At 71.4% G+C, this 20,059-nt stretch carries 16 protein-coding genes; 9 read left to right on the top strand and 7 right to left on the bottom strand.

What is annotated here, in order from left to right:
• Nucleotides 1–8: 8 nt before the first annotated feature.
• On the bottom strand, nucleotides 9–1,232 hold the full coding sequence (locus ABIE38_RS12025) for an IS30 family transposase (RefSeq protein WP_354056560.1): 1,224 nt from the start codon (nucleotides 1,230–1,232) through the stop codon (nucleotides 9–11).
• 58 nt (nucleotides 1,233–1,290) lie between these two features.
• Here ABIE38_RS12025 and pta point away from each other — a divergent pair, with 58 nt between their 5' ends.
• Nucleotides 1,291–2,985 (top strand): phosphate acetyltransferase, encoded by a 1,695-nt coding sequence (pta, locus tag ABIE38_RS12030; protein ID WP_354056562.1) that lies wholly within the window; start codon nucleotides 1,291–1,293, stop codon nucleotides 2,983–2,985.
• A complete protein-coding gene (locus ABIE38_RS12035; RefSeq protein ID WP_354056564.1) occupies nucleotides 2,982–4,193 on the top strand; it encodes an acetate/propionate family kinase in 1,212 nt (403 codons plus the stop codon). The genes pta and ABIE38_RS12035 overlap by 4 nt, the downstream gene beginning before the upstream one ends.
• 231 nt (nucleotides 4,194–4,424) lie before the next feature.
• On the opposite strand, the gene ABIE38_RS12040 is transcribed toward ABIE38_RS12035, so the two are convergent.
• Genes ABIE38_RS12040 through ABIE38_RS12050 form a run of 3 tightly spaced genes read right to left on the bottom strand, consistent with a single transcriptional unit; the run spans nucleotide 4,425 to nucleotide 9,501 of the window.
• Nucleotides 4,425–6,944, bottom strand: a complete 2,520-nt coding sequence (locus ABIE38_RS12040) for a serine/threonine protein kinase (RefSeq protein WP_354056566.1) — start codon at nucleotides 6,942–6,944, stop codon at nucleotides 4,425–4,427.
• The gene (locus ABIE38_RS12045; protein ID WP_502914779.1) at nucleotides 6,941–8,032 is read right to left on the bottom strand and encodes a glutamate ABC transporter substrate-binding protein; all 1,092 of its coding nucleotides are present in this window, start codon (nucleotides 8,030–8,032) and stop codon (nucleotides 6,941–6,943) included. The genes ABIE38_RS12040 and ABIE38_RS12045 overlap by 4 nt, the downstream gene beginning before the upstream one ends.
• Nucleotides 8,029–9,501: a GlnX family signal transduction membrane protein gene (locus ABIE38_RS12050; RefSeq protein WP_354056568.1), complete on the bottom strand. Its 1,473-nt coding sequence runs from the start codon at nucleotides 9,499–9,501 to the stop codon at nucleotides 8,029–8,031. The genes ABIE38_RS12045 and ABIE38_RS12050 overlap by 4 nt, the downstream gene beginning before the upstream one ends.
• 173 nt (nucleotides 9,502–9,674) lie before the next feature.
• Here ABIE38_RS12050 and ABIE38_RS12055 point away from each other — a divergent pair, with 173 nt between their 5' ends.
• Together ABIE38_RS12055 and ABIE38_RS12060 are read left to right on the top strand one after the other, a co-directional pair.
• The gene (locus ABIE38_RS12055) at nucleotides 9,675–10,721 is read left to right on the top strand and encodes an NUDIX domain-containing protein (RefSeq protein WP_354056570.1); all 1,047 of its coding nucleotides are present in this window, start codon (nucleotides 9,675–9,677) and stop codon (nucleotides 10,719–10,721) included.
• A gap of 74 nt (nucleotides 10,722–10,795) precedes the next feature.
• Nucleotides 10,796–12,616, top strand: coding sequence for an alkaline phosphatase D family protein (locus tag ABIE38_RS12060; protein WP_354056572.1), 1,821 nt, complete (start codon nucleotides 10,796–10,798; stop codon nucleotides 12,614–12,616).
• A 96-nt stretch (nucleotides 12,617–12,712) separates the two neighbouring features.
• On the opposite strand, the gene thiE is transcribed toward ABIE38_RS12060, so the two are convergent.
• Nucleotides 12,713–13,438, bottom strand: coding sequence for a thiamine phosphate synthase (gene thiE / locus ABIE38_RS12065; RefSeq protein WP_354056574.1), 726 nt, complete (start codon nucleotides 13,436–13,438; stop codon nucleotides 12,713–12,715).
• A 40-nt stretch (nucleotides 13,439–13,478) separates the two neighbouring features.
• Here thiE and ABIE38_RS12070 point away from each other — a divergent pair, with 40 nt between their 5' ends.
• From ABIE38_RS12070 to ABIE38_RS12080, 3 genes are all read left to right on the top strand, one after another.
• Entirely contained in the window at nucleotides 13,479–14,684 is a 1,206-nt protein-coding gene (locus tag ABIE38_RS12070; protein WP_354056576.1) for an FAD-dependent oxidoreductase, read from the top strand.
• A gap of 77 nt (nucleotides 14,685–14,761) precedes the next feature.
• Entirely contained in the window at nucleotides 14,762–14,962 is a 201-nt protein-coding gene (gene thiS / locus ABIE38_RS12075) for a sulfur carrier protein ThiS (RefSeq protein WP_017837853.1), read from the top strand.
• 64 nt (nucleotides 14,963–15,026) lie between these two features.
• A complete protein-coding gene (locus tag ABIE38_RS12080; protein WP_354057031.1) occupies nucleotides 15,027–15,797 on the top strand; it encodes a thiazole synthase in 771 nt (256 codons plus the stop codon).
• 42 nt (nucleotides 15,798–15,839) lie between these two features.
• On the opposite strand, the gene ABIE38_RS12085 is transcribed toward ABIE38_RS12080, so the two are convergent.
• A complete protein-coding gene (locus ABIE38_RS12085; RefSeq protein WP_354056578.1) occupies nucleotides 15,840–16,490 on the bottom strand; it encodes a DUF1707 SHOCT-like domain-containing protein in 651 nt (216 codons plus the stop codon).
• Nucleotides 16,491–16,576: 86 nt separating this feature from the next.
• Between ABIE38_RS12085 and ABIE38_RS12090 the strand changes: the two genes are divergently transcribed.
• Nucleotides 16,577–17,491 carry an ATP-binding cassette domain-containing protein gene (locus ABIE38_RS12090; protein WP_182609662.1) on the top strand — a complete coding sequence of 305 codons (915 nt, stop codon included), beginning with the start codon at nucleotides 16,577–16,579 and terminating at the stop codon, nucleotides 17,489–17,491.
• Nucleotides 17,488–18,252: an ABC transporter permease gene (locus ABIE38_RS12095; RefSeq protein WP_354056580.1), complete on the top strand. Its 765-nt coding sequence runs from the start codon at nucleotides 17,488–17,490 to the stop codon at nucleotides 18,250–18,252. Before ABIE38_RS12090 ends, ABIE38_RS12095 begins: the two co-directional genes overlap by 4 nt.
• 99 nt (nucleotides 18,253–18,351) lie before the next feature.
• Here the strand turns inward: ABIE38_RS12095 and thiC are convergent, their stop codons facing one another.
• Entirely contained in the window at nucleotides 18,352–20,055 is a 1,704-nt protein-coding gene (gene thiC / locus ABIE38_RS12100) for a phosphomethylpyrimidine synthase ThiC (protein WP_354056582.1), read from the bottom strand.
• Between the last annotated feature and the right edge of the window lie 4 nt (nucleotides 20,056–20,059).

The following is a 20,059-nucleotide window of genomic DNA, read 5'->3' on the forward strand; positions in this document are numbered from 1 at the left end:
GCTTGAGTTCAGGTGGTCAGTGCAACGCCTATTGAGGTGTTGAGGATATCGGTCGGGGTCTTCCATCCCAGGGTCTTTCGGATCCGGGCGTTGAGGTTGTCCTGGGCGTAGCGGATCTCCTCGTCGGTGACCTCGGAGAAGTCGGTGCCTTTGGGGAAGAAATCCCGGATGAGCCCGTTGGTGTTCTCGTTCGAACCGCGCTGCCAGGGTGAGTACGGGTCGCAGAAGTAGACCTTGGTGTCGGTGGCCAGGGTGAAGGTGGCGTGCTCGCTCATCTCGCTGCCGCGGTCCCAGGTCATCGTGCGGCGCAACTGCTCGGGCAGGTCCTTGATCATCTCCACCAGGGCGTCGGCCACGGTGGTGCCGTCGTGGCGCTCGGGCAGTCGCCGGATCAGCACGAACCGGCTGGTGCGCTCCACAAGGGTGATCAGGGCGGTCCGGTTGGCCTTGCCCAGTACCAGGTCGCCTTCCCAGTGACCGGGCACCGCCCGGTCGGCCACCTCGGCCGGCCGGTCGGAGATCGTCGCGTCGGCGCCGATCCAGCTCTTGTTTCCGCGCCTGGGCAGCTTGGAGGTCGGCCGCCGGCTGGTCCGGCCCGAACGAAGCGCCTTCTCCACAGTCAGCTCGTGCCGCAGTGCCCCTTTACCCTGCACATACAGGGCCTGGTAGATCGTTTCGTGACTGACGTTCATGCCTTCATCATCCGGGAACAGCAGCCTCATCCGGGCACTGATCTGTTCCGGGGAATCCCGACGATTAAGCCGCCCGGCCACCTGACAGCGAAGCGGCGTGCCCTCCGCGAGCTTGGACACCTTGGGGCGAGCAGCCATCCGTGCGGCACGCTGCTGGGCCTGCTGCGGCAGATAGGAGTCCCGGCCCCCGTTGCGAGCGATCTCCCGACCGATAGTGCCGCGGTGGGTGCCCAGAACTCGCGCGATCTGCGCATCCTTCTTGCCCTTGAGCAGCAAGTGGAACAGCACCCCCCGCCCGTGCGAGTTGAGCTGGCCACGAGCGTCGACATAGCTGCGCTGATCTGCGCTTTCCAGGCGGGGGTCCACGCCGCACAGTCTCTCCAGCAAGACCCGCGCACGCTCACGAGACTCGCTGGTCAACCCCGCATCCGGGCCCATCGAGCACATCAAACCGCGCGAGCGGGTCCACCCCTTCACCCAAGTCCGCGACACCCCCAACTCACGGGCGACCTGAACCTTGTTCTTGCCCTCCAGCAGCAACCTCACGCACCTGGCATGCACCAACACCGACAACGTCACAACACGACCTCCACGATCCGTGTTGCACCGACCACTGGAATTCACCGTGGGGATCGTGGTCAACCGGTGCGATTCCCGCGCGCTGGAGGCCATCCAGGCCGAGCTCGCGCCCCTGGACCTGCCCGCCTGGACACTGCCGAGCCAGGCCCTCCTCACTGCGCCCACGATGGGCGAGCTGGTGGATGCCGTGGACGGCACCCTCTACTCCGGCGACCCGGCCCTGCTGGACCGAGAGGTCATGGGCCTGATGGTGGGCGGGATGACCGGTGAGCGGATCCTGGAGCGGCTGGTGGACGGCATGGTCGTCATCGTCCCCGCTGACCGGACCGACGCCGTTCTCGCGGTCCTCACCGCGCACGGTGCGGAGGGCTTCCCCTCGTTGGCGGGGATGATCTGGAACGGGAGCCTGATGCCGAACGCGGCGATGGATCGACTGGTCCGCGGCATGCGCTCGACGTTGCCGATCGTGTGCACCGACCACGGCACCTACGACACCGCCCGCCTGGCGGCCGAGACACGGGGGCGCGTGTACTCCGGCTCCGGGCGCAAGGTGGAGACGGCGCTGAGCCTGATGGAGAAGTACGTCGACACCGAGGAACTGCTCGCCCGCCTGCGTGTGGACACCCCCGACGTCATGACGCCTCAGATGTTCGAGCACCAGCTCCTCGAGCGCGCCCGCGCGGACAAGCGGCACATCGTGCTGCCGGAGGGTGACGACGACCGTATCCTCCACGCCGCCGGCCGGCTGCTGCGCCGGGATGTCGCCGACCTGACGATCCTCGGCGACCCCGAGGCCGTGCAACGACGCGCGGATGAACTGGGAATCGACCTGTCCGGGGCGCAGGTCCTCGACCCTCGCACCAGCGAGCACGCCGAGCCGTTCGCCAGGCAGTACGCGGAGCTGCGCGAGCACAAGGGCATGACGCTGGACGTGGCCCGCGACCGGATGCTCGACATCTCTTATTTCGCCACGATGATGGTGCACACCGGCCTCGCCGACGGCATGGTCTCCGGCGCCGCGCACACCACAGCGCACACCATCCGGCCCGCGCTGGAGATCATCCGGACGAGGCCGGGCGTGAAGACCGTGTCCAGCGTGTTCCTCATGTGCCTCTCAGACCACGTCCTGGCGTTCGGCGACTGCGCGGTCGTTCCCGCCCCGACCGCCGAGCAGCTCGCCGACATCGCGTTGTCCTCCGCCGAGACCGCGTCCCGGTTCGGCGTGGACCCGCGAGTCGCGATGCTCTCCTACTCCACGGGGGACTCGGGCAGCGGAGCGGACGTGGACAAGGTGCGTGAGGCCACCGAGATCGTGTGCGCGCGGATCGCCGCGGCTGCCGAGGGTGACCCGATGGCGGACCTCGTCGTGGACGGACCGCTCCAGTTCGACGCCGCCGTCGACCCCACGGTGGCCCGCAAGAAGATGCCGGACTCGCCGCTCGCCGGCCGGGCCACCGTGCTGGTGTTCCCCGACCTCAACACCGGCAACAACACCTATAAGGCCGTGCAGCGCACCGCGCGTGCCGTCGCGATCGGGCCGGTCCTTCAGGGGCTCGGCAAGCCCATCAACGACCTCTCCCGCGGCGCGCTGGTGGAGGACATCGTCAACACGGTCGCCATCACCGCCGTTCAGGCGCAGGGCTCGGCCGTTCAGGCGCAGGGCTCCGACGCTGGGTCGCAAGGGACCGCCGAGGTCGGGGAGGGCGACTCGTGACCCGCGTCCTCGTCATCAACTCAGGCTCGTCCTCGCTCAAGCTGCAGATCCTCGACACCGCGCTCGAGACCGAGCTGGCATGGGCGCTGGTCGAGCGCATCGGCGAGCCCGTCGGCACCCTGACCGTGCGGCGCGGTGACCTGGCCGGTTCGCCGGGTGGGGAGCGCACCGTGGAGGCGACGGTCCCCGACCACACCGCGGCGCTCAGCCGGGTCCTGGAGTTGGCGGGCGAGCTCGGCGCCCACCCGACCGACCTGGGGGTCGAGGCGATCGGTCACCGGGTGGTCCACGGCGGGCCGGACTTCCACGATCCGGTGGAGATCACGCCCGAGGTGGAGGCAGGCATCGAGAAGCTCGAGCTGCTGGCGCCGCTGCACAATCCTGCCAACCTGCGCGGGATCCGAGTGGCCCGCGAGCTGTTGCCCGGCCTGCCGCACGTGGCGGTGTTCGACACCGGGTTCTTCCACACCCTGCCCGCCGCGGCTCACACCTACGCGATCGACCGCGCGGTGGCGAGCAGATGGGACCTGCGCCGATACGGCTTCCACGGCACCAGCCACGAGTTCGTCTCGCGCCGCACCGCCGAGATCCTGGGTCGGCCGTACGACGAGCTCGACCAGATCGTGCTGCATCTCGGCAACGGGGCGTCGGCCTCGGCGATCACCGGCGGGCGGGCGGTCGACACGTCCATGGGTCTGACCCCGCTCGAGGGTCTGGTCATGGGTACGCGTCCCGGCGACCTCGACCCCGGGCTGATCATCCACCTCATCCGCGACCGGGGCATGTCGCCCGAGGACGTCTCCACCCTGCTCAACCGCAGCTCGGGGCTGGAGGGGTTGGCGGGAGCCCGGGATTTCCGGGAACTGCTCGCGCGGGTCGATGCCGGCGACGACGACGCCGTGCTCGCCTACGAGGTGGTGATCCATCGCCTGCGTCGCTACATCGGCGGCTACTGGGCGGTTCTCGGGGAGGTCGGGGCCATCACGTTCACCGCCGGAGTGGGCGAGAACGTCGCCCGCCTGCGCGCGGACGCGCTGTCCACTCTCGGCGGCTGGGGGGTGGACATCGACCCTGAGGCCAACGAGAACGGGGCCGGGGAAAGAATCATCTCGCGCGCCGGCAGCCGGGTCACGGTTCTGGTGGTGCCGACCGACGAGGAATTGGCGATCGCCCGGGCGTGCGACAGGGTCCTGGGCCTGGGGGAGTGACCGGGCGGCCTCCCCGAAGAACGTGCTTACGCTTCAGGCCACCCCCTGGACTTCAGCCCGGGCCTGCTGAAACCGGTCGATGCCGAAGCACCCACTATCTCCGCGTGAACCCGAACCCGCCCGAGATACGCGGCCATGGCAGAGACGGGTGTGGGCGCGACCGACCTGCTGTTGTGGGCGCTCACCGCCGCCGCGGCGACCCCGAGGACTGAGCATTCGGGCCGGGACGGGTCAGAACATCGTTCGCGGCCGGATGCTGTTGGCCTGGTCCACCAGGCGGAAGCGCTGCTGGCGGGTCTCGGTGGACCGCGCGAGTGTCCGCAACACGGTCTCGGCACCCGTCCTGAGTCCGAACTCGGTGAACGGCACCCCGCGCATCAACGGGGAGGGCGAGGGCTCGTTGCCCGGGAGCTGGATCCAGGCGAGCGCGGTGGTGAGCACGGTCAGCCGGATCTGGAACGCCCGGTGCTCGCCGGCGGACAGGTTGGTGACCCGGCGCGCGGCCTCCCGCAGGTGGGATTCCTCGGTCTCCTGTAGGGGCCGCCCCTGGCACAGCAGCAGGATCGCAGTGAGGTTGGCCAGCGCCGAATAGCGCGAATTGGGCGGCACCCGGTCCAGTTCCTCGATCGCGGCCGACACCTCCCCACGCCTCTGCAGCTGACGCGCCAGGCCGAACGCGGAGCTGACCGCCGCCCGGTCCACCGACCACACGGTGCGGTAGAAGTGCTCGCTCGAGCGCGCCCAGCGGGTCCTGTCCCCCTCCGGGCACACGTCGAGGATGAGTTCGGCCGTCGCGGCCAGCGCCAACTTGGGGCCGTTCTCGCCCGGCATCGCCGACAACACCTGCTGGAACTTGGGATACGCGCCCACGGGGTCGCCCTTGAGCAGCGCGATCACCCCGACGTACCAGACCAGGCGCCACTCCGAGCGCAGCCGGTGGGCGTTCTCCTCCAGCAGCGCCTCGGCCGCGGCGAGGTCGCCGCTCTCGAGGTAGGCGCGGGTGAGCGACATGATCACGCCCACGCTCTCGTGGGCCTCGGACTCGGAGTCGGAGTACAGCTCACGGAGCGTGTCGATCCGTTGCTCGACGGAGGTGTACGAGGTGGCGGCGAGGATGCGTCCGGCGGGATCGGAGGATTCCATCAGCGGCACGGGCAGGGCGTCGACGAGTTCGGCGCCGGTCAGGGTCGTGTCGCGGGCGTGGCCGTCGACGAGGAAGTCGGTCGGCTCCACCGTGAACAGCGTGCCGAACGTCGACCGCTGCGGCGAGAACACCGAGGAGAACGCGGGGTGGGGGATTCCGGTACGGAGCGCCAGCACCTCCCGCAGCACGCCCATGAGCTGCCCGGCCATCCCGTTGGCGCTACGGAAGCGCATGTTCGGGTCCTCGTTGGTGGCGCGCAGCAGGAACCGGTAGAGCGAGTCGTACCGGCTGAACACCGGTTCCTCGACGGGGGAGGGGATGCCGTCGGCGTATCGGCCGTCGACCACCGGGAGCCGGACGATCAGCGAGGCCAGGGTGCGCCCCACCGTGTACAGGTCGGAGGCGATGGTGGGGCCGGTCACGGGGATCTCCGGTGCCTGGAAACCCGGTGTGCCGTAGATGTGCCCGTAGTCGCCCACGCCCGAGACGGCGCCCATGTCGATGAGCTTGACGTGGTCCTCGGTGAGCATGATGTTCTCGGGCTTGAGGTCGTTGTAGACCAGTCCCACGGAGTGCAGGTAGGACAGCGCTGTGAGGGCCTCGAGGACGTACGCGATCGCCTTCTCCACGGGCAGGACCCGGCCGGGCGCCGACCGCCGCACGTCCCGCAGGCTGGGGCCGCCGACGTACTCCATGACGATGTATCCGCCGTGGGTGGGCGAGGTGGCCCAGTCGTCGTGGATGAAGTTGTAGATCCGGACGATCGACGGGTGGGAGAGCTCGGCCAGGATCTCCCGCTCGGCCACCGCCACCTCCTGCGCCTCCGCCTGGTCGGCGTGGAGCAGGCCCTTGAGCACCACCCACCGGTCGGAGACGTTGTGGTCCACCGCGAGGTAGATCCAGCCCATCCCGCCGTGGGCCAGCGCGCCGCGGACTTCGTACTGGTCGGCCACCACGTCGCCGGGTCGGAGCTCGGGCCGCGGGAGACGGCCACCGGAGGCCTCGCACTCGGCCTCGATCTCCTCGGGCGAGAGCATGGCCGAGTTGGGGTCCACCGGGATGATGTACGGCAGGTCCACCAGCCCCTCCGACGCCGGACTCGGCCGGTCCTCGGGTTTGCTGGGTTGCCGCATCCGGAACGGTGCGGAGCCGGATCGGTCGCCGGTGGTGACCTCGCCGGTCCGGGCGGAGGGGCGCTCGGCGGGGACCGATCGGGTACGCGACTCCGGGTCGTCGGTGGCGTCCGCGGTCGACACGGGCCCGGTGACGGCACCCGCCTCGTCCTCGCGGGTGCCGGACCTGCCGGATGCGTCCGGGGTGCTGCCGGACCCCGAGGTGTCCTCGAGGTATCCCGTCATGGAGACGGCTCCGGTCGCCGAGATGGCCCCGGTGGCCTGCATCACCCCGGTGGCGGGCATCGCCCCCGTGGCGGCGACGGCCGACGTGGCCTCCGTCGGCTCGATGTCCCCCGTCGCGCCGGCGTCCCCCGCCGCGCCCGTCACCTCGAGTGCGCCGGTGACCGACCCGGGCTCGGGGCGGAACGTGGCCTGTGTCCCGGCGGTCGGCTCGTCGACCGCGGGCCCGTCGTCCCATTTCCGGTAGCTCATCTCGGCTCCTCCGGCACATAGGCCGGTGCGGGCATCCCGGGGCTCGGCCCGAGCCCGGAGAGCCACGTGGAGTACATGCGGTTCCAGGTGCCGTCGGCCCGGATCCGCTCGAGGGTCGAGTTGACCTGCCGGACCAGTCCGTCGGTGTTGTTACCTGGAGTCGACTTGGCGATGCCCACCCCGTACGGCTCCGCGTTGAGCTGTGGTCCGACGATCTCCAGGTACGGGTCCTGGGCGGTGATGCCCACCAGGATCGCGTCGTCCGTGGTGATGGCGTCCACCTGGTTCTGTTGGATGGCCACCAGGCAGTCGGCCCACGTGTTGACCGACAGCACCGTGAGCCGCTCGAGCTCCGCCCACAGTCGGGACGCCGAGGTGGTGCCGGCGGCCACGCACACCCGTCGGCCCTCGAGATGTTCGATCTCGGTGATCCCGGAGCCCCGCACCGCCAGCACGCGCTGGTAGGCCTGGTAGTAGGGCACCGAGAAGGTGATCAGCTCGCGGCGCGCGCACGTGATGGACATCGACCGGATCACCACGTCGACCTGGTTGTTCTCCAACGCCTCGATCCGGTTGACCGAGGTCAGTGAGCGGAACTCGACCTGGCCGGGATCGCCGAAGATGTCGCGGGCGATCTCGCGGGCCAGGTCCACGTCGAAGCCGGTGAGCTGCCCAGTGCCGGGGTCACGGAAGGAGAACAGGTTGGAGCCCTGGTCCAGCCCCACGATCAGCCGTCCTCGATCTCTGATGCGGGGGACGCGCTCCTCGGGCGGGGCGTCGTCCGGCCGCAGGCTCGGCAGCGGGTCGCAGGCCTCGTCATCGCTCACCTGGGGTAGCCCTGTCGGGCCCTCGGTGCTGATGACCGCGCCGGCCGGCAGCGGCATCACCGCGGACACCTCCGGGATCCCCACGTGATCCGACTCGGTGGCCTCGGAGATCATCTCCCGGTCCGGCCCGCCGTCGCCGCCGCGCGCCTCGTCGTCGTCGACCCCACACGCGCCGGCCAGCGCCAGGGCGGTGACCAGGACACCCCCGGTCACCACGCGGGCGGCCCGCCGCCCGGCATGCCACCTCACCCGCGGGCTCACAGGTACTCCCTGATCCGGGGCGCGATCCCCACGACCACGGCGAACGCGGCCAGGGCGGACAGCGCCATGATCAGGTCCGGCCCGGTGGCGGAGGTGCGCCGGGCGTTGTCGATGCGCGTGCGCAGCGTGTCGCGGGCCTCCTCGATGGCGTCCTGCATGGACTCGTCGAACTCGTCGAACGCGGCACCGGAATCACCCTCCTCCTGGCCCGAGGAGATGGTGATGGCCCCCTGGTAGTCGCCCTGTTGATAGAGCGAATCGGCGCGGTTCTGGGCGGCCATCCAGTCGTCCAGGGCCTCGATCGCGCTGGTGACGGCCCCGTCGCCGTCCAGGCTGATGCGGCTGCGCGACTGCTCGTCCGGGTCGAGGTAGACGGTCAACGAGTCACGGACGCCGCTGAGGATCGCGGCCCGCTCGGCCGCCGACCCCTCGGGGTCGGTCCGGCGCACCAGGTTGAGCGTCTCCTGCGCGCGCACCTTCTGGGCGTCGATCCGTTGCCGGGTGAGCTCGTTCATAGGTGCCGCGCCCTCGGACAGGCCGCGCGCGTTGTTGTTGGCGGCCAGGAAGCCGGCGATCATGGTGAGCAGGAAGGTCGCCACCATGAGCAGCGAGGCCAGCGCCAACGCGGGGTTGACCCGCCGTCCGGTGATCTTCCACAACCACTGCTGCAGCAGGACCAGGACCGCGATCGCCATCCCCAGCAGGATGAAGGAACCCCACGGCGGCGAGGACCATTCGCGGTCGGATTCGCCCACCGAGGTGGACTGGCGGTCGTACAGGTCGGCGGCCGCGGGCAGGATCGTGTCCTGCATGAGCGTCGACGCCGACGCGAGGTACGCCGAGCCGACCGGGTTGGCGACCCGGTTGTTGGTCCGCGCCGTCTCCACGAGGCCGGTGTAGGTGGTCAACTGGGCGTTGATGTGCGCCAGCTGGTCGATGGACTCCTCGTCCGAGCGGTCGAGGCCCAGGGAGGCGGCGATGATCGACGCCGACGAGGTGGCGATGGCCTGGAGGTAGCGGTCCCTGAGCTCGGCGGGTTCTATCCCGCCGGTGATGAAGGCGGTGTTGGCCGCCGAGTCGGCGATGGTCAGGGAGCTGTACAGCGTCTGGGAGGCGTTGGCGACGGGTTCGACCTCGGCCAGCAGGGTCTCGTGATGACTCTGGCGTTGGGTGATGGTCTGCGACGCCACGGTCCCGCCGAGCAGGATGGTGACGATCGCCGCCACCGCGAACACGGACATCCGCCCCGGTGTGGTGAGGACGTCGTTCCAGAACCGTGCGGCCCGGCGACGGACCGGTCGGCGGGGGCTCGCGGCGATCGTGTCGGAACCGGACCCCGCTGACGTTCCCGCACCGGGCCCGGCACCGGAACCTGCACGCGGACCCGTGGGCGACCCGGAGCGCGCGCCCGTACCGGACCCGGGCCGGGGGCCGGCGTCGCTGTTCTTGGTGAGGGTCGGGAGGCCCATCTGGTCTCTCACCTCCCGGTTCTCTCCCCGCCGGGGTCGAGGATCCGGTGGGCGTGTGTTCCAGGTTAGTGAAGTGGCGGGGCGACGTCGGGCAGACTGGTCGAGGAGTACGCAGTTCCGCCCTATCCGGGGCGGATCCGATCCGGTGGGGCGTTCGGTGGAGTGGAGGACCAGTGGCCACGAGTGAGGGCGACGGGAACGGCTGGGTGGTGTCGGCCGGCGGTGACCGACGGTGGGGCCGCTTCGGTGCCGCGGGCCTCCTCCTGCGCGCGGCCGACCCCACCGACCCCGACACCCCGCTCGTCCTGCTGCAGCACCGCGCGGTGTGGACGGCGTCCGGCGACACCTGGGCGCTGCCCGGGGGCGCGCGCGACTCCTACGAGGATGCGCCCCAGGCGGCCCTCCGGGAGACCCAGGAGGAGGCCGAGATCCGGCCCGCCGACGTGGTGGTCCGCGCCGTCCGGGTGACCTCGCGGATGCCCGGCACGGTGTGGCACCGACCCGGCCTGGACATGCGGCACGTGGCCGAGATGATGCGCCGCCTGCGGCCCGACCAGAAGCACTCGGAGGATCCGGGGGACCGCGGCCGGACGATCCCCCCGCTGGTGCAGGAGTCGACCGACGCGGTGGAGTGGACCTACACGACCGTGGTGGCCGACGCCCCGCGGCCGCTGGAGACCGTGCCGAACAACGAGAGCCTGGAACTGCGCTGGGTGCCCGAGACCCTGGTCGACGAGCTGCCGCTGATGCCCGCGTTCGCCCGCGCCTGGGCTGACGGCCTACGCGCCCGGCCGGTGGAACTCGTGGTGGACGTGGCCAACGTGCTGGGTTCCCGACCGGACGGGTGGTGGAGGGACCGGGCCGGCGCCACCACGACGTTGCTCGACGAGCTGGGCTCGGCCATGCCGCGGACGATCGAACTGCCCGACGGGTTCGGCTGGGTGGCCCGCGCCCACGCCGTGATCGAGGGGGCGGCCCGCCGGGCCGAGCACTCCGGCTCGTTCGTCGTCCACCGGGCACCCGGGTCGGGCGACGACGCGATCGTCGAGCTCGCCGCCGACCTGGCTGAAGGCCGCGCCGCCGACCCCGCCCCGGGTGGCACCGGCCCCGGGGCGGCGGGCGGGTCCCGCCGGGTGGTCGTGGTGACGGCCGACCGGGGACTGCGGGACAGACTGCCGGAGGACGTCGTCGCCGTCGGGCCCCGCGCCCTTCTCGGCTAGCTCCGGCGACCCCTGACGGCCCCCGGCGCACCCATCGCACCCGGCACCCCCCGGCCCGCGTGCACACTGGTGCAATGAGTCAGCCCCCCACGCCGCCCGAGATCCTGGTCGGCCCCATGCTCCGGTACGTCGACAGCACGGACGCGACGGTGTGGGTCGAGGTGTCCGCGCCGTGCACGGTGACGATCCGCGCCGGCGACGGCGAGGCCTCCGAACAGTCGTGGGGTGTCCACGGGCACCACTTCGCGGTGCTGCACCTACAGGATCTCGAGCCGGGCGTGGAGACGCCCTACAAGGTGGCACTCGACGGCGTGACCGCCTGGCCACTGGAGCCGGATCGCCCCAGCGTCATCCGCACCCCGCGCGCCGACGACACGGTCCGCCTGTCCTTCGGGTCCTGTCGCCGCGGGGAGAGCCAGACCCCGGTGGCGCTGCGGCGGATCGGTGCCGACGCCCTGGTGGCGCTCGCCCACCAGATGGCCCACACGGCGCACGACGACTGGCCCGACGCCATGTTGCTGCTCGGCGACCAGGTGTACGCCGACATCCCCAGCCGTGAGATCACCGAGCGGCTGGCCGCGCGCCGCCGGGCCGGGGAGGGGCCGCGGTCGGTGCGGGACTCCGCCGGTGACGGTGGGGACCGGGACGTGTCCGGGGAGATCTGCGACTTCGAGGAGTACTCCTGGCTGTACCACGAGTCGTGGCGCGACCCGGATGTGCGCTGGCTGCTGTCCACCGTGCCCAGCTGCATGATCCTCGACGACCACGACCTGCGCGACGACTGGAACTCCTCCCACGCCTGGCGCCGCGAGATGACGGCCCAGCCGTGGTGGCGCGACCGCGTGCGGGGGGCGTTCGCCAGCTACTTCGTCTACCAGCACCTGGGCAATCTCGCGCCGCGGGAGCTGGAGCAGGACGAGGTCTACCGGGCGGTCCGGGGGGCCCGGTCCGATGACGAACGTGAGCGGATCCTCGACGAGTTCGCCCTGTCCGCCGACGCCGACCGTGGTACCGCCCGGTGGAGCTTCAGTCGCGACTTCGGGCGGGTGCGGGTGGTGATGCTCGACGTCCGGGCCTCCCGCCGGCTGGACCCCACCGACCGCCGCGTGATGGACCCGCAGGAGTGGGAGTGGGCGCGGGAGGCCTGCCTCGGGGCCGAGGTCGACCACCTGGTGATCGCGTCGTCCCTGCCCGCGTTCATGCTGCCGGCGCTGCATCATCTCGAGGGGTGGAACGAGGCGGTGAGCCGCGACCGGCCGGACAAGCCGCTGAGCGCCCGGATCGGCGAATGGGTGCGGCTGACGGTGGACCTCGAGCACTGGGCGGCGTTCCGCAACAGTTTCGACGACCTCATCGGGCTGCTCACCGAGGTGGCGGCCGGCGACCACGGGCCCGCCCCCGCCTCGATCCTCATGCTGGGCGGCGACGTCCACTGCTCCTACCTCGAGGAGGTCGAGCTCACCGAAACGCGGGTGGCAGGGTCGCCGACGCGGGTGCACCAGCTGGTCATGTCCCCGTTCCGCAATCCTCTACAGAAGTCGATCCGGATGGTCAACCGGATCTCGGTGCGGTCTCCCGCGCCCGCGCTGACCCGCCGACTCGCCGAGGCCGTGGGCGTGCGGGAGCCACGGGTGAGGTGGGATGTCACCGACGGGATCTGGTTCCACAACGGGGTCATGACCCTGGTGATGCGCGGCCGCCGCGCCACCGTCAAGGTCGAGCACGCCCACGTCGAGTGGCCGGCCGGAGGCCTGGGGAGGGTGCTGACGTTGGTGCCGGGCCTGGCGCCGGACTCCTGGGGCCGGAGAGGGCGACGACGACGAGGTGGGGACGACCTCGACGCCAAGCCCCGTCAGGTGTTGCGCAGAACGCTGACCAAGGAGCTCACCGACTGACCGGGGCCCCGCGGTACCGCGTTGCTCGCCGGCCAGGACGCTCGCGGGCCCGCGTCCCTCGCCAGCCGGCGTCCCGCCGGTGCTCGTGTGGGCGGTTCAGTCCAGCGCCGAGCGCAGGTCGCGCGCGGCGGCCGCGGGGTCGTCCGCGTCGGTGATCGCGCGGACCACCACCACCCGCCGGGCGCCCGCGGCCAGCACCTCGGGCAAATTCTGCCGGTCGATCCCGCCGATGGCGAACCAGGGCTTGGACCCGGGGTGGTTCGCCCGCTCCGCGGCGTGCCCCACCAGGTCCAGGCCCGGAGCGTGACGGCCGGGCTTGGTGGGCGTGGGCCACACCGGGCCGGTGCAGAAGTAGTCCACCCGCGGATCGGTGGCCGCGGTGTCGACCTCCCCGGCGGCGTGGCAGGAGCGACCGACCACCACGTCGTCACCCACGATGCGACGCGCCCAGTCCAGCGGCAGGTCGTCCTGACCCAGGTGCACCACGTCGGCCCCGGAGGCGGCGGCCACGTCGGCCCGGTCGTTGACGGCCACCAGCGCGCCGTGCTGGTCGCACACCTCCCGCATCACCGCCAGCGCACGCAGTTCATGGGCGGCCTCCAGCGGTCCGAGGTCGCGCTCGCCGGGCGAGTTCTTGTCGCGGAGTTGGACGATGTCCACCCCGCCCACCAGTGCCGCCTCGACGTCCCGGCGCAGCGCGGGGAAGTCACCGGACCACCCTTCGGCCCGCGCCTGCTCGTCGAGGTGACGGCGCGCGTCGATGCAGAGGTAGAGGCGGGCGGCGGCGAGGCGGGAGCGGAGGCGGTCGGCGCGAGCGGTCATGTGCGTAACCGTAGGCGATGGCCCCGATAGGCTGGCCGTCGTGACCGTCGACCCCGGACCCGCCGACCCGAGCAGCGGCGCCCGCAGCGCAGCCCGTCGCGTGTCCGTCGTCGGCGGATCGGTGATCGGACTCGCCTGCGCATGGGCGGTCGCACGCGCCGGGGTCGCCGACGAGGTCGTGGTCCACGAGCCCGACGACTCCGGGCCCGGCGGCGTGCCCGCCTCCGCCGCCGCGTGGGTGGCGGGCGGCATGTTCGCCCCGTTCAGCGAGGCCTGGCCGGGGGAGGAGGCGGTGTTCGCGCTCGGCGTGGACTCGCTGCGTCGTTGGCCGGAGATGCTCCGCGCGCTCGGGCCGCACGTCCCGCCCGGCCCTCCCGTCCGGACCGCGGAGCACACGCACATGCTGGCCGTCGACGAGGCCGACGCCCGCGACCTCGACATGGCCATGGACTGGGCCGCCCGTCAGCCCGACCCCACGGCGGTTGCAGATCGCCCCGGATCGGGCTCCGCGCCCGGCATCACCGCGGCAGACCTGCGCCGCGTGACCCGCCGAGAACTCCGCGACGCCGAGCCGTCCCTGGCCCGGATCGCCCGCGCCGCGTACCGCATGGACTCCGAGGGGGCCGTCGACAACCGCGTCCTGCTGGCCGCCCTGACCCGCGCCTGCCTCGCCGAGGGGGTGACCTGGGTGCGCAGCGCGGTGACCGCGCTCGACCGCGTCGACGCGGACCACGTCGTCCTGGCCGCGGGCACCGGGTCCGCCGCGCTGGCGGGGCTACCCGTCCGACCGGTCAAGGGCGAGGTCCTCCGGTTGCGCGCCAGGCCCGGTTGCGAGGACCCCCCGCGCGGGGTGGTCCGCGCGTTCGTGCGTGGCCGGCCGCTGTACCTCGTCCCCCGCGAGGGCGGTCTGGTCGTGGGCGCCACGCAGTACGAACACGGCGACGACCGGCAGGTCACGGTGGCCGGGGTGCGAGACCTGCTCGCCGACGCCGAGACGGTCTTCCCCGGGATCGGCGAGTACGAGTTGGCGGAGACCATCGCGGGGTTGCGACCGATGTCGCCGGACAATCTCCCGTTCCTCGGCCCCGATCCCACGGACCCGCGCCTCGTCCACGCCACCGGGCATGGCCGGAACGGCATCGCGCTCACCCCGGTGACCGCCGTGGCGGTCGTGGCGCACCTGCAGGGCCGACCGGGCCCGCAGGCGGCGCTGGCGGCCTCGCCCGACCGCGTCCGTCGCGGATGAGGTCCCGGGCACCGACCACTACGCTGGGGGCACACGTCACCACCCCGGTGCGCCACGACCGTGAAGCAGGAGGCCCCATGATCGTCACCGTGAACGGCGAGGACCGCACACTCGCCGACGGCGCGACCGTCCGCGTGCTCGTCACCGAACTCGACCTCCCCGACGAGGGCGTGGCCGTGGCGGTCGACGGCGTGGTGGTGCCCAGCTCGGGCTGGGATCAGGCCGCACTGGGCGCGGGCGCGGAGGTGGACGTCCTCACGGCGGTCCAGGGTGGCTGAGTCCGGCGGCGCGTCCCACGCGGGAGACGGTGCCGAGGAGTCGGCGGCGGCCACACCCGCCGCGGTGCTGGACTCCTCGCTGGTCATCGCCGGTGAGGAGCTGGGGTCCCGGCTCATCATGGGCACCGGCGGGGCCGGCAACCAGGACGTCCTGCGGGAGGCCCTGATCGCGTCCGGGACCGCCCTGACCACCGTGTCCATCCGCAAGGTCGATCTGCGCCTGGGGTCCGACGGGCTCGGGTTGCTCGGGCTGCTGCGCGAACTGGGCATCCGGCCGCTGCCCAACACCGCCGGCTGCCGGGGGGCCGCCGAGGCGGTCAAGACCGCGCGGCTCGCGCGGGAGGCGCTCGGCACGAACTGGGTCAAGCTCGAGGTGATCGCCGACGAGCGCACGCTGCTCCCCGACGCCCTCGAGCTCGTCGACGCCGCGGAGGACCTGGTCGACGACGGGTTCGTCGTCCTGCCCTACACCACCGACGACCCGGTGCTGGCCCGCCGCCTCGAGGACGTGGGCTGCGCGGCCGTCATGCCACTCGGTGCCCCCATCGGCACCGGGTTGGGCATCTGCAACCCGCACAACCTGGAGATGATCGTCGAGCGCGCCGGGGTCCCGGTGATCTGCGACGCGGGGATCGGCACCGCCTCGGACGCCGCCCTGGCGATGGAGCTGGGCTGCGACGGGGTCCTCCTGGCCACCGCGGTGACCCGCGCCGAGAACCCGCCGCTCATGGCGGCCGCCATGCGGGAGGCCGTCCGCGCCGGTCACGCCGCCCGCGCCGCCGGACGGATCCCCAAGCGGTTCTGGGCCCGGGCGTCCAGCCCGCCGGTGGACTGAGGCCTCTGCTACGGCCTGCACGGCCTACGGGGCCCGCGTCGGCTACCGCGTGCGGGGAACCCGGCGCACCTCGACGCCCCCCATCAGAGCGAGCCCGGTGATCCGCACGACCGGCGCGCCCGGGGGAGCCTGGCGGACCGGTCGGGGATCGGGCTTCCACCTGCCCGCCTCCTCGCTGAATCCGCCCATCAGACCGAGGCCCTCGACCACGACGTGGATGTCGTCCGGCACGTAGATCTCGACCCCGCCCATGATCGCGAAGGCGCGGATCGTGGTCTCGTGTGCCTGCAGAGTGGCCTGGCGCAGATCGAGTTCGACCCCACCCATCATGGCGAACGCCGTGTGTTCGGCCGGAACCGTCCACGTGCCCTTGCGCTCGCACCCGCCCATGAACGCCAGGGACGTGGACGGACCACTCCCGCCGGAGACCCTGCGTGCGGGTGCCTCCTCGTGGTGCGCTGCCGGCGCGACCCCGCCCTCGCGACGGGCGGGGGACAGGTCGCGGGTGAGCTCGGCCAGGTCGGACTGGAAGAGCGCCCCGTAGGCCTTGGTGGTCCGCTCGTCGAACTCGGCGAGGGTCAGGCGCCCTTCCGAGAAGGACTGCTGGAGGAACCTCGCCGTCGCCTCACGCTCGTGGTCCGAGGCGCGGATCGACGGGAGTTCGGGACCGGGATCAGGGCGGGCGTCTTCCATGGGACGAGGGTAAGCCCTGACACACCTGTACGGGAGCTGAGTGGGAGGAGCCCGCTTCCCGCGCCCCGGCAGGCACACTGGAGACCATGATCGAGGTACGCAATCTCACCAAACGCTTCGGCGCCGCTACGGCGGTCGAGGACCTGAGCTTCGTGGTGCGGCCGGGCGTCGTCACCGGCTTTCTCGGCCCGAACGGGGCCGGGAAGTCCACCACCATGCGGATGATCGTCGGCCTGGACACCCCCACCTCGGGTGAGGCGCTGATCAACGGCCGGCGCTACCGGGAACTCGAGCGGCCCACCCACACCGTCGGGTGCCTGCTCGACGCGTCCTGGACCCACGCCAACCGGTCAGCGGGCGCACACCTGAAGATGATCGCCGCCGCGGGTGGTCTGCCCGCCACCCGCGTCGACGAGGTGCTGTCGCTGGTCGGACTGAGCGACGTGGCCGGCCGCAAGGTGGGCGGGTACTCGCTGGGCATGCGCCAGCGGCTCGGGCTGGCCACCGCCATGCTCGGCGACCCCGAGGTGCTGCTCTTCGATGAGCCGGTCAACGGTCTCGACCCCGAGGGCATCCTCTGGATCCGCCGCTTCATGCACGCCCGCGCCGCCGAGGGGCGGACGGTGCTCGTGTCGAGCCACCTGCTGTCGGAGATGGCACAGACCGCCCAGGACCTCGTCGTCATCGGTCGGGGCGTCCTCCGCGCACAGACGTCCGTCGAGGAGTTCCTCTCCGCGGCCACGTCCTCCGTCCTCCTCCGGACACCGCACGTCGACGAGTTCACCGCCGCCGCCCGGGAGGAGGGGATCACCGCCACCTTCGATCCCGAGGCCGGCGTGTTCCTCGTCGAGGGACTGCCCGCACCCCGGGTCGGTGACCTCGCCGCGAGTCTGGGGATCACCGTCCACGAACTGCACGAGAAGCGGGCGTCGCTCGAGGAGGCCTTCATGGCGCTCACCGACCAGGACGTCGAGTACCACGGTCAGGAGACCACCCGATGAACCTGCTGAAGTCCGAGTGGATCAAGGTCACCACCACCAAGAGCGCCTACTGGCTGTACGGCCTGGGGATCGCCCTCGCCCTCGGCCTGGCCGTGATCATCGGCCAGTTCGAGCAGCCCTCGGCGGGGGACCCGATCGTCGGGGAACCCGGCGGCGGCGGCGATCCGCTGTTCGCGATCCTGGGGGTCGGCGTCTTCACCGTGATCCTCGCGTGGATCGCGGCGATCGTCGCCGTGACCGGCGAATACCGGTTCCACACGAACAAGGCCACCTTCCTCGCGGTGCCGTCCCGGTGGCCGGCCGTGGTGGCCAAGACGGTGCTGTTCACCGTGATGTCGATGGTCGTCACCGCCGTCGCGGTGGTGGTCTCGCTGCTGGTGGCGGGAGCCCTGTCCGGACTGGACTCGTGGACCCCGTTCTCGGGAGACGGGCTGACGTACCTGGTGCGGTTCCCCGTCTACGCGGCGTTGGGCACGCTCGCCGTGATGGGCTTGGCGTACATCATGCGTAACGCGGCCGGCACCATCTCGCTGTTCCTGGTGTGGACGTTGGCGCTGGAGGGCATGGTCTCCCTGATCCCACGGGTGGGGCAGGACATCGCCGGCTGGATGCCGTTCGCCAACGGCGACTTCTGGACCCAGGGTGAGACCGCGCGCGGGTTCATCACATGGGGAGAGTGGCCGGCCTTCGCGTGGTTCGCGGCGGTCTGTGTGGCGCTGTGGGTCGCGGGTCTGGTGATCACCCTGCGCCGCGACGCCTGAGCTACACCATTCACACGGCCCGGGTGTGCGTACACCCGGGCCGTGTCGCGTCGTGAGTCGGGCCGACGCGCGGGGTCAGGCGCCCCGTGGGACAGAAGGTCAGGTCTGGCTGATCGGCAGGTAGACGCGGGAGCCCTGCTCGGCGAATTCGGCCGACTTCTCCGCCATCCCCGCCTCGATCGCCTCGACCGTCTCCATCCCGTGCTCGGCGGCGTAGTCCCGGATGTCCTGGGAGATCCGCATCGAGCAGAATTTGGGACCGCACATCGAGCAGAAGTGGGCGGTCTTGGCCGGCTCGGCGGGCAGCGTCGCATCGTGGTACGCCAGCGCGGTGTCCGGGTCGAGCGCCAGGGCGAACTGGTCCATCCACCGGAACTCGAACCGCGCGGTGCTCAGAGCGTCATCCCGTCTCTGTGCCCCGGGGTGCCCCTTGGCCAGGTCCGCCGAGTGGGCGGCGATCTTGTAGGTGATCACGCCGGTCTTGACGTCGTCGCGATCGGGCAGACCCAGGTGTTCCTTGGGGGTGACGTAACAGAGCATCGCCGTACCCGCCTCCGCGATCCGCGCGGCCCCGATGGCGGAGGTGATGTGGTCGTAGCCCGGTGCGATGTCCGTGGCCAGCGGCCCCAGCGTGTAGAAGGGCGCCTCCTCGCACCACTCCTCCTCGAGCCGCACGTTCTCCACGATCATGTGCATCGGAACGTGTCCGGGACCCTCGATCATCACCTGGACGCCGTGGCGCTTGGCGATCCCGGTGAGCTCACCCAGCGTGCGCAGCTCGGCGAACTGCGCCTCGTCGTTGGCGTCCGCGATCGATCCGGGCCTCAGGCCGTCCCCGAGGGAGAACGTCACGTCATAGCGCGCGAGGATCTCGCAGAGCTCGGTGAAGTGGGTGTAGAGGAACGACTCACGGTGGTGCGCCAGGCACCACGCCGCCATGATCGAGCCTCCGCGCGAGACGATCCCGGTGACGCGCTTGGCGGCGAGCGGGACGTACCGCAGGAGCACGCCCGCGTGCACGGTCATGTAGTCCACGCCCTGCTCGCACTGCTCGATGACGGTGTCCCGGTAGAGCTCCCAGGTCAGCGCGGTCGGATCGCCGCCCACCTTCTCCAGTGCCTGGTAGATCGGCACGGTGCCCACGGGAACGGGGGAGTTGCGCATGATCCACTCGCGGGTCTCGTGGATGTCCCGCCCGGTGGACAGGTCCATGATGGTGTCCGCGCCCCACCGGGAGGCCCACACCATCTTCTCGACCTCCTCCGCGATCGAACTGGTGACCGCGGAATTGCCGATGTTGGCGTTGATCTTGGTCAGGAAGCGCTTGCCGATGATCATCGGTTCGCTCTCCGGGTGACGGTGATTGGCCGGGATGACGGCGCGGCCGGCCGCCACCTCGGTCCGCACCACCTCCACGTCGATCCCCTCGCGCGCGGCGATGAAGCGCATCTCCGGGGTGATGAGGCCCGCGCGGGCCCAGGCCAGCTGGGTCCGTACCGGAGTGGGGTCCTCCGAGGAGGCGGGCACGGCCTCCGGGTGGGCCCAGCCGTCGCGGGTGGGCGGCAGTCCGGCGGCGAGGTCGTGGCACTCCGCGGCGTCGGCGTACCCGGTGTACGGACCGGAGGTGTCGTAGACGTCGAACGTCGTGTCGTTGGTCAGTGAGATCCGACGGACGGGCACGCGCAGCGTGCTGCCCTCCGCCGGGACCTCGAGGTAGGACTTACTGCTGGAATGGATGGGACCGCAGGTCACCGCATCGATCGAGGCGGTGTGTGCGCTGGTGGTGGACGTGTTTCTGCCCATGATG

It is taken from the genome of Dietzia sp. 2505 (assembly GCF_040546785.1).
Lineage (GTDB): Bacteria > Actinomycetota > Actinomycetes > Mycobacteriales > Mycobacteriaceae > Dietzia.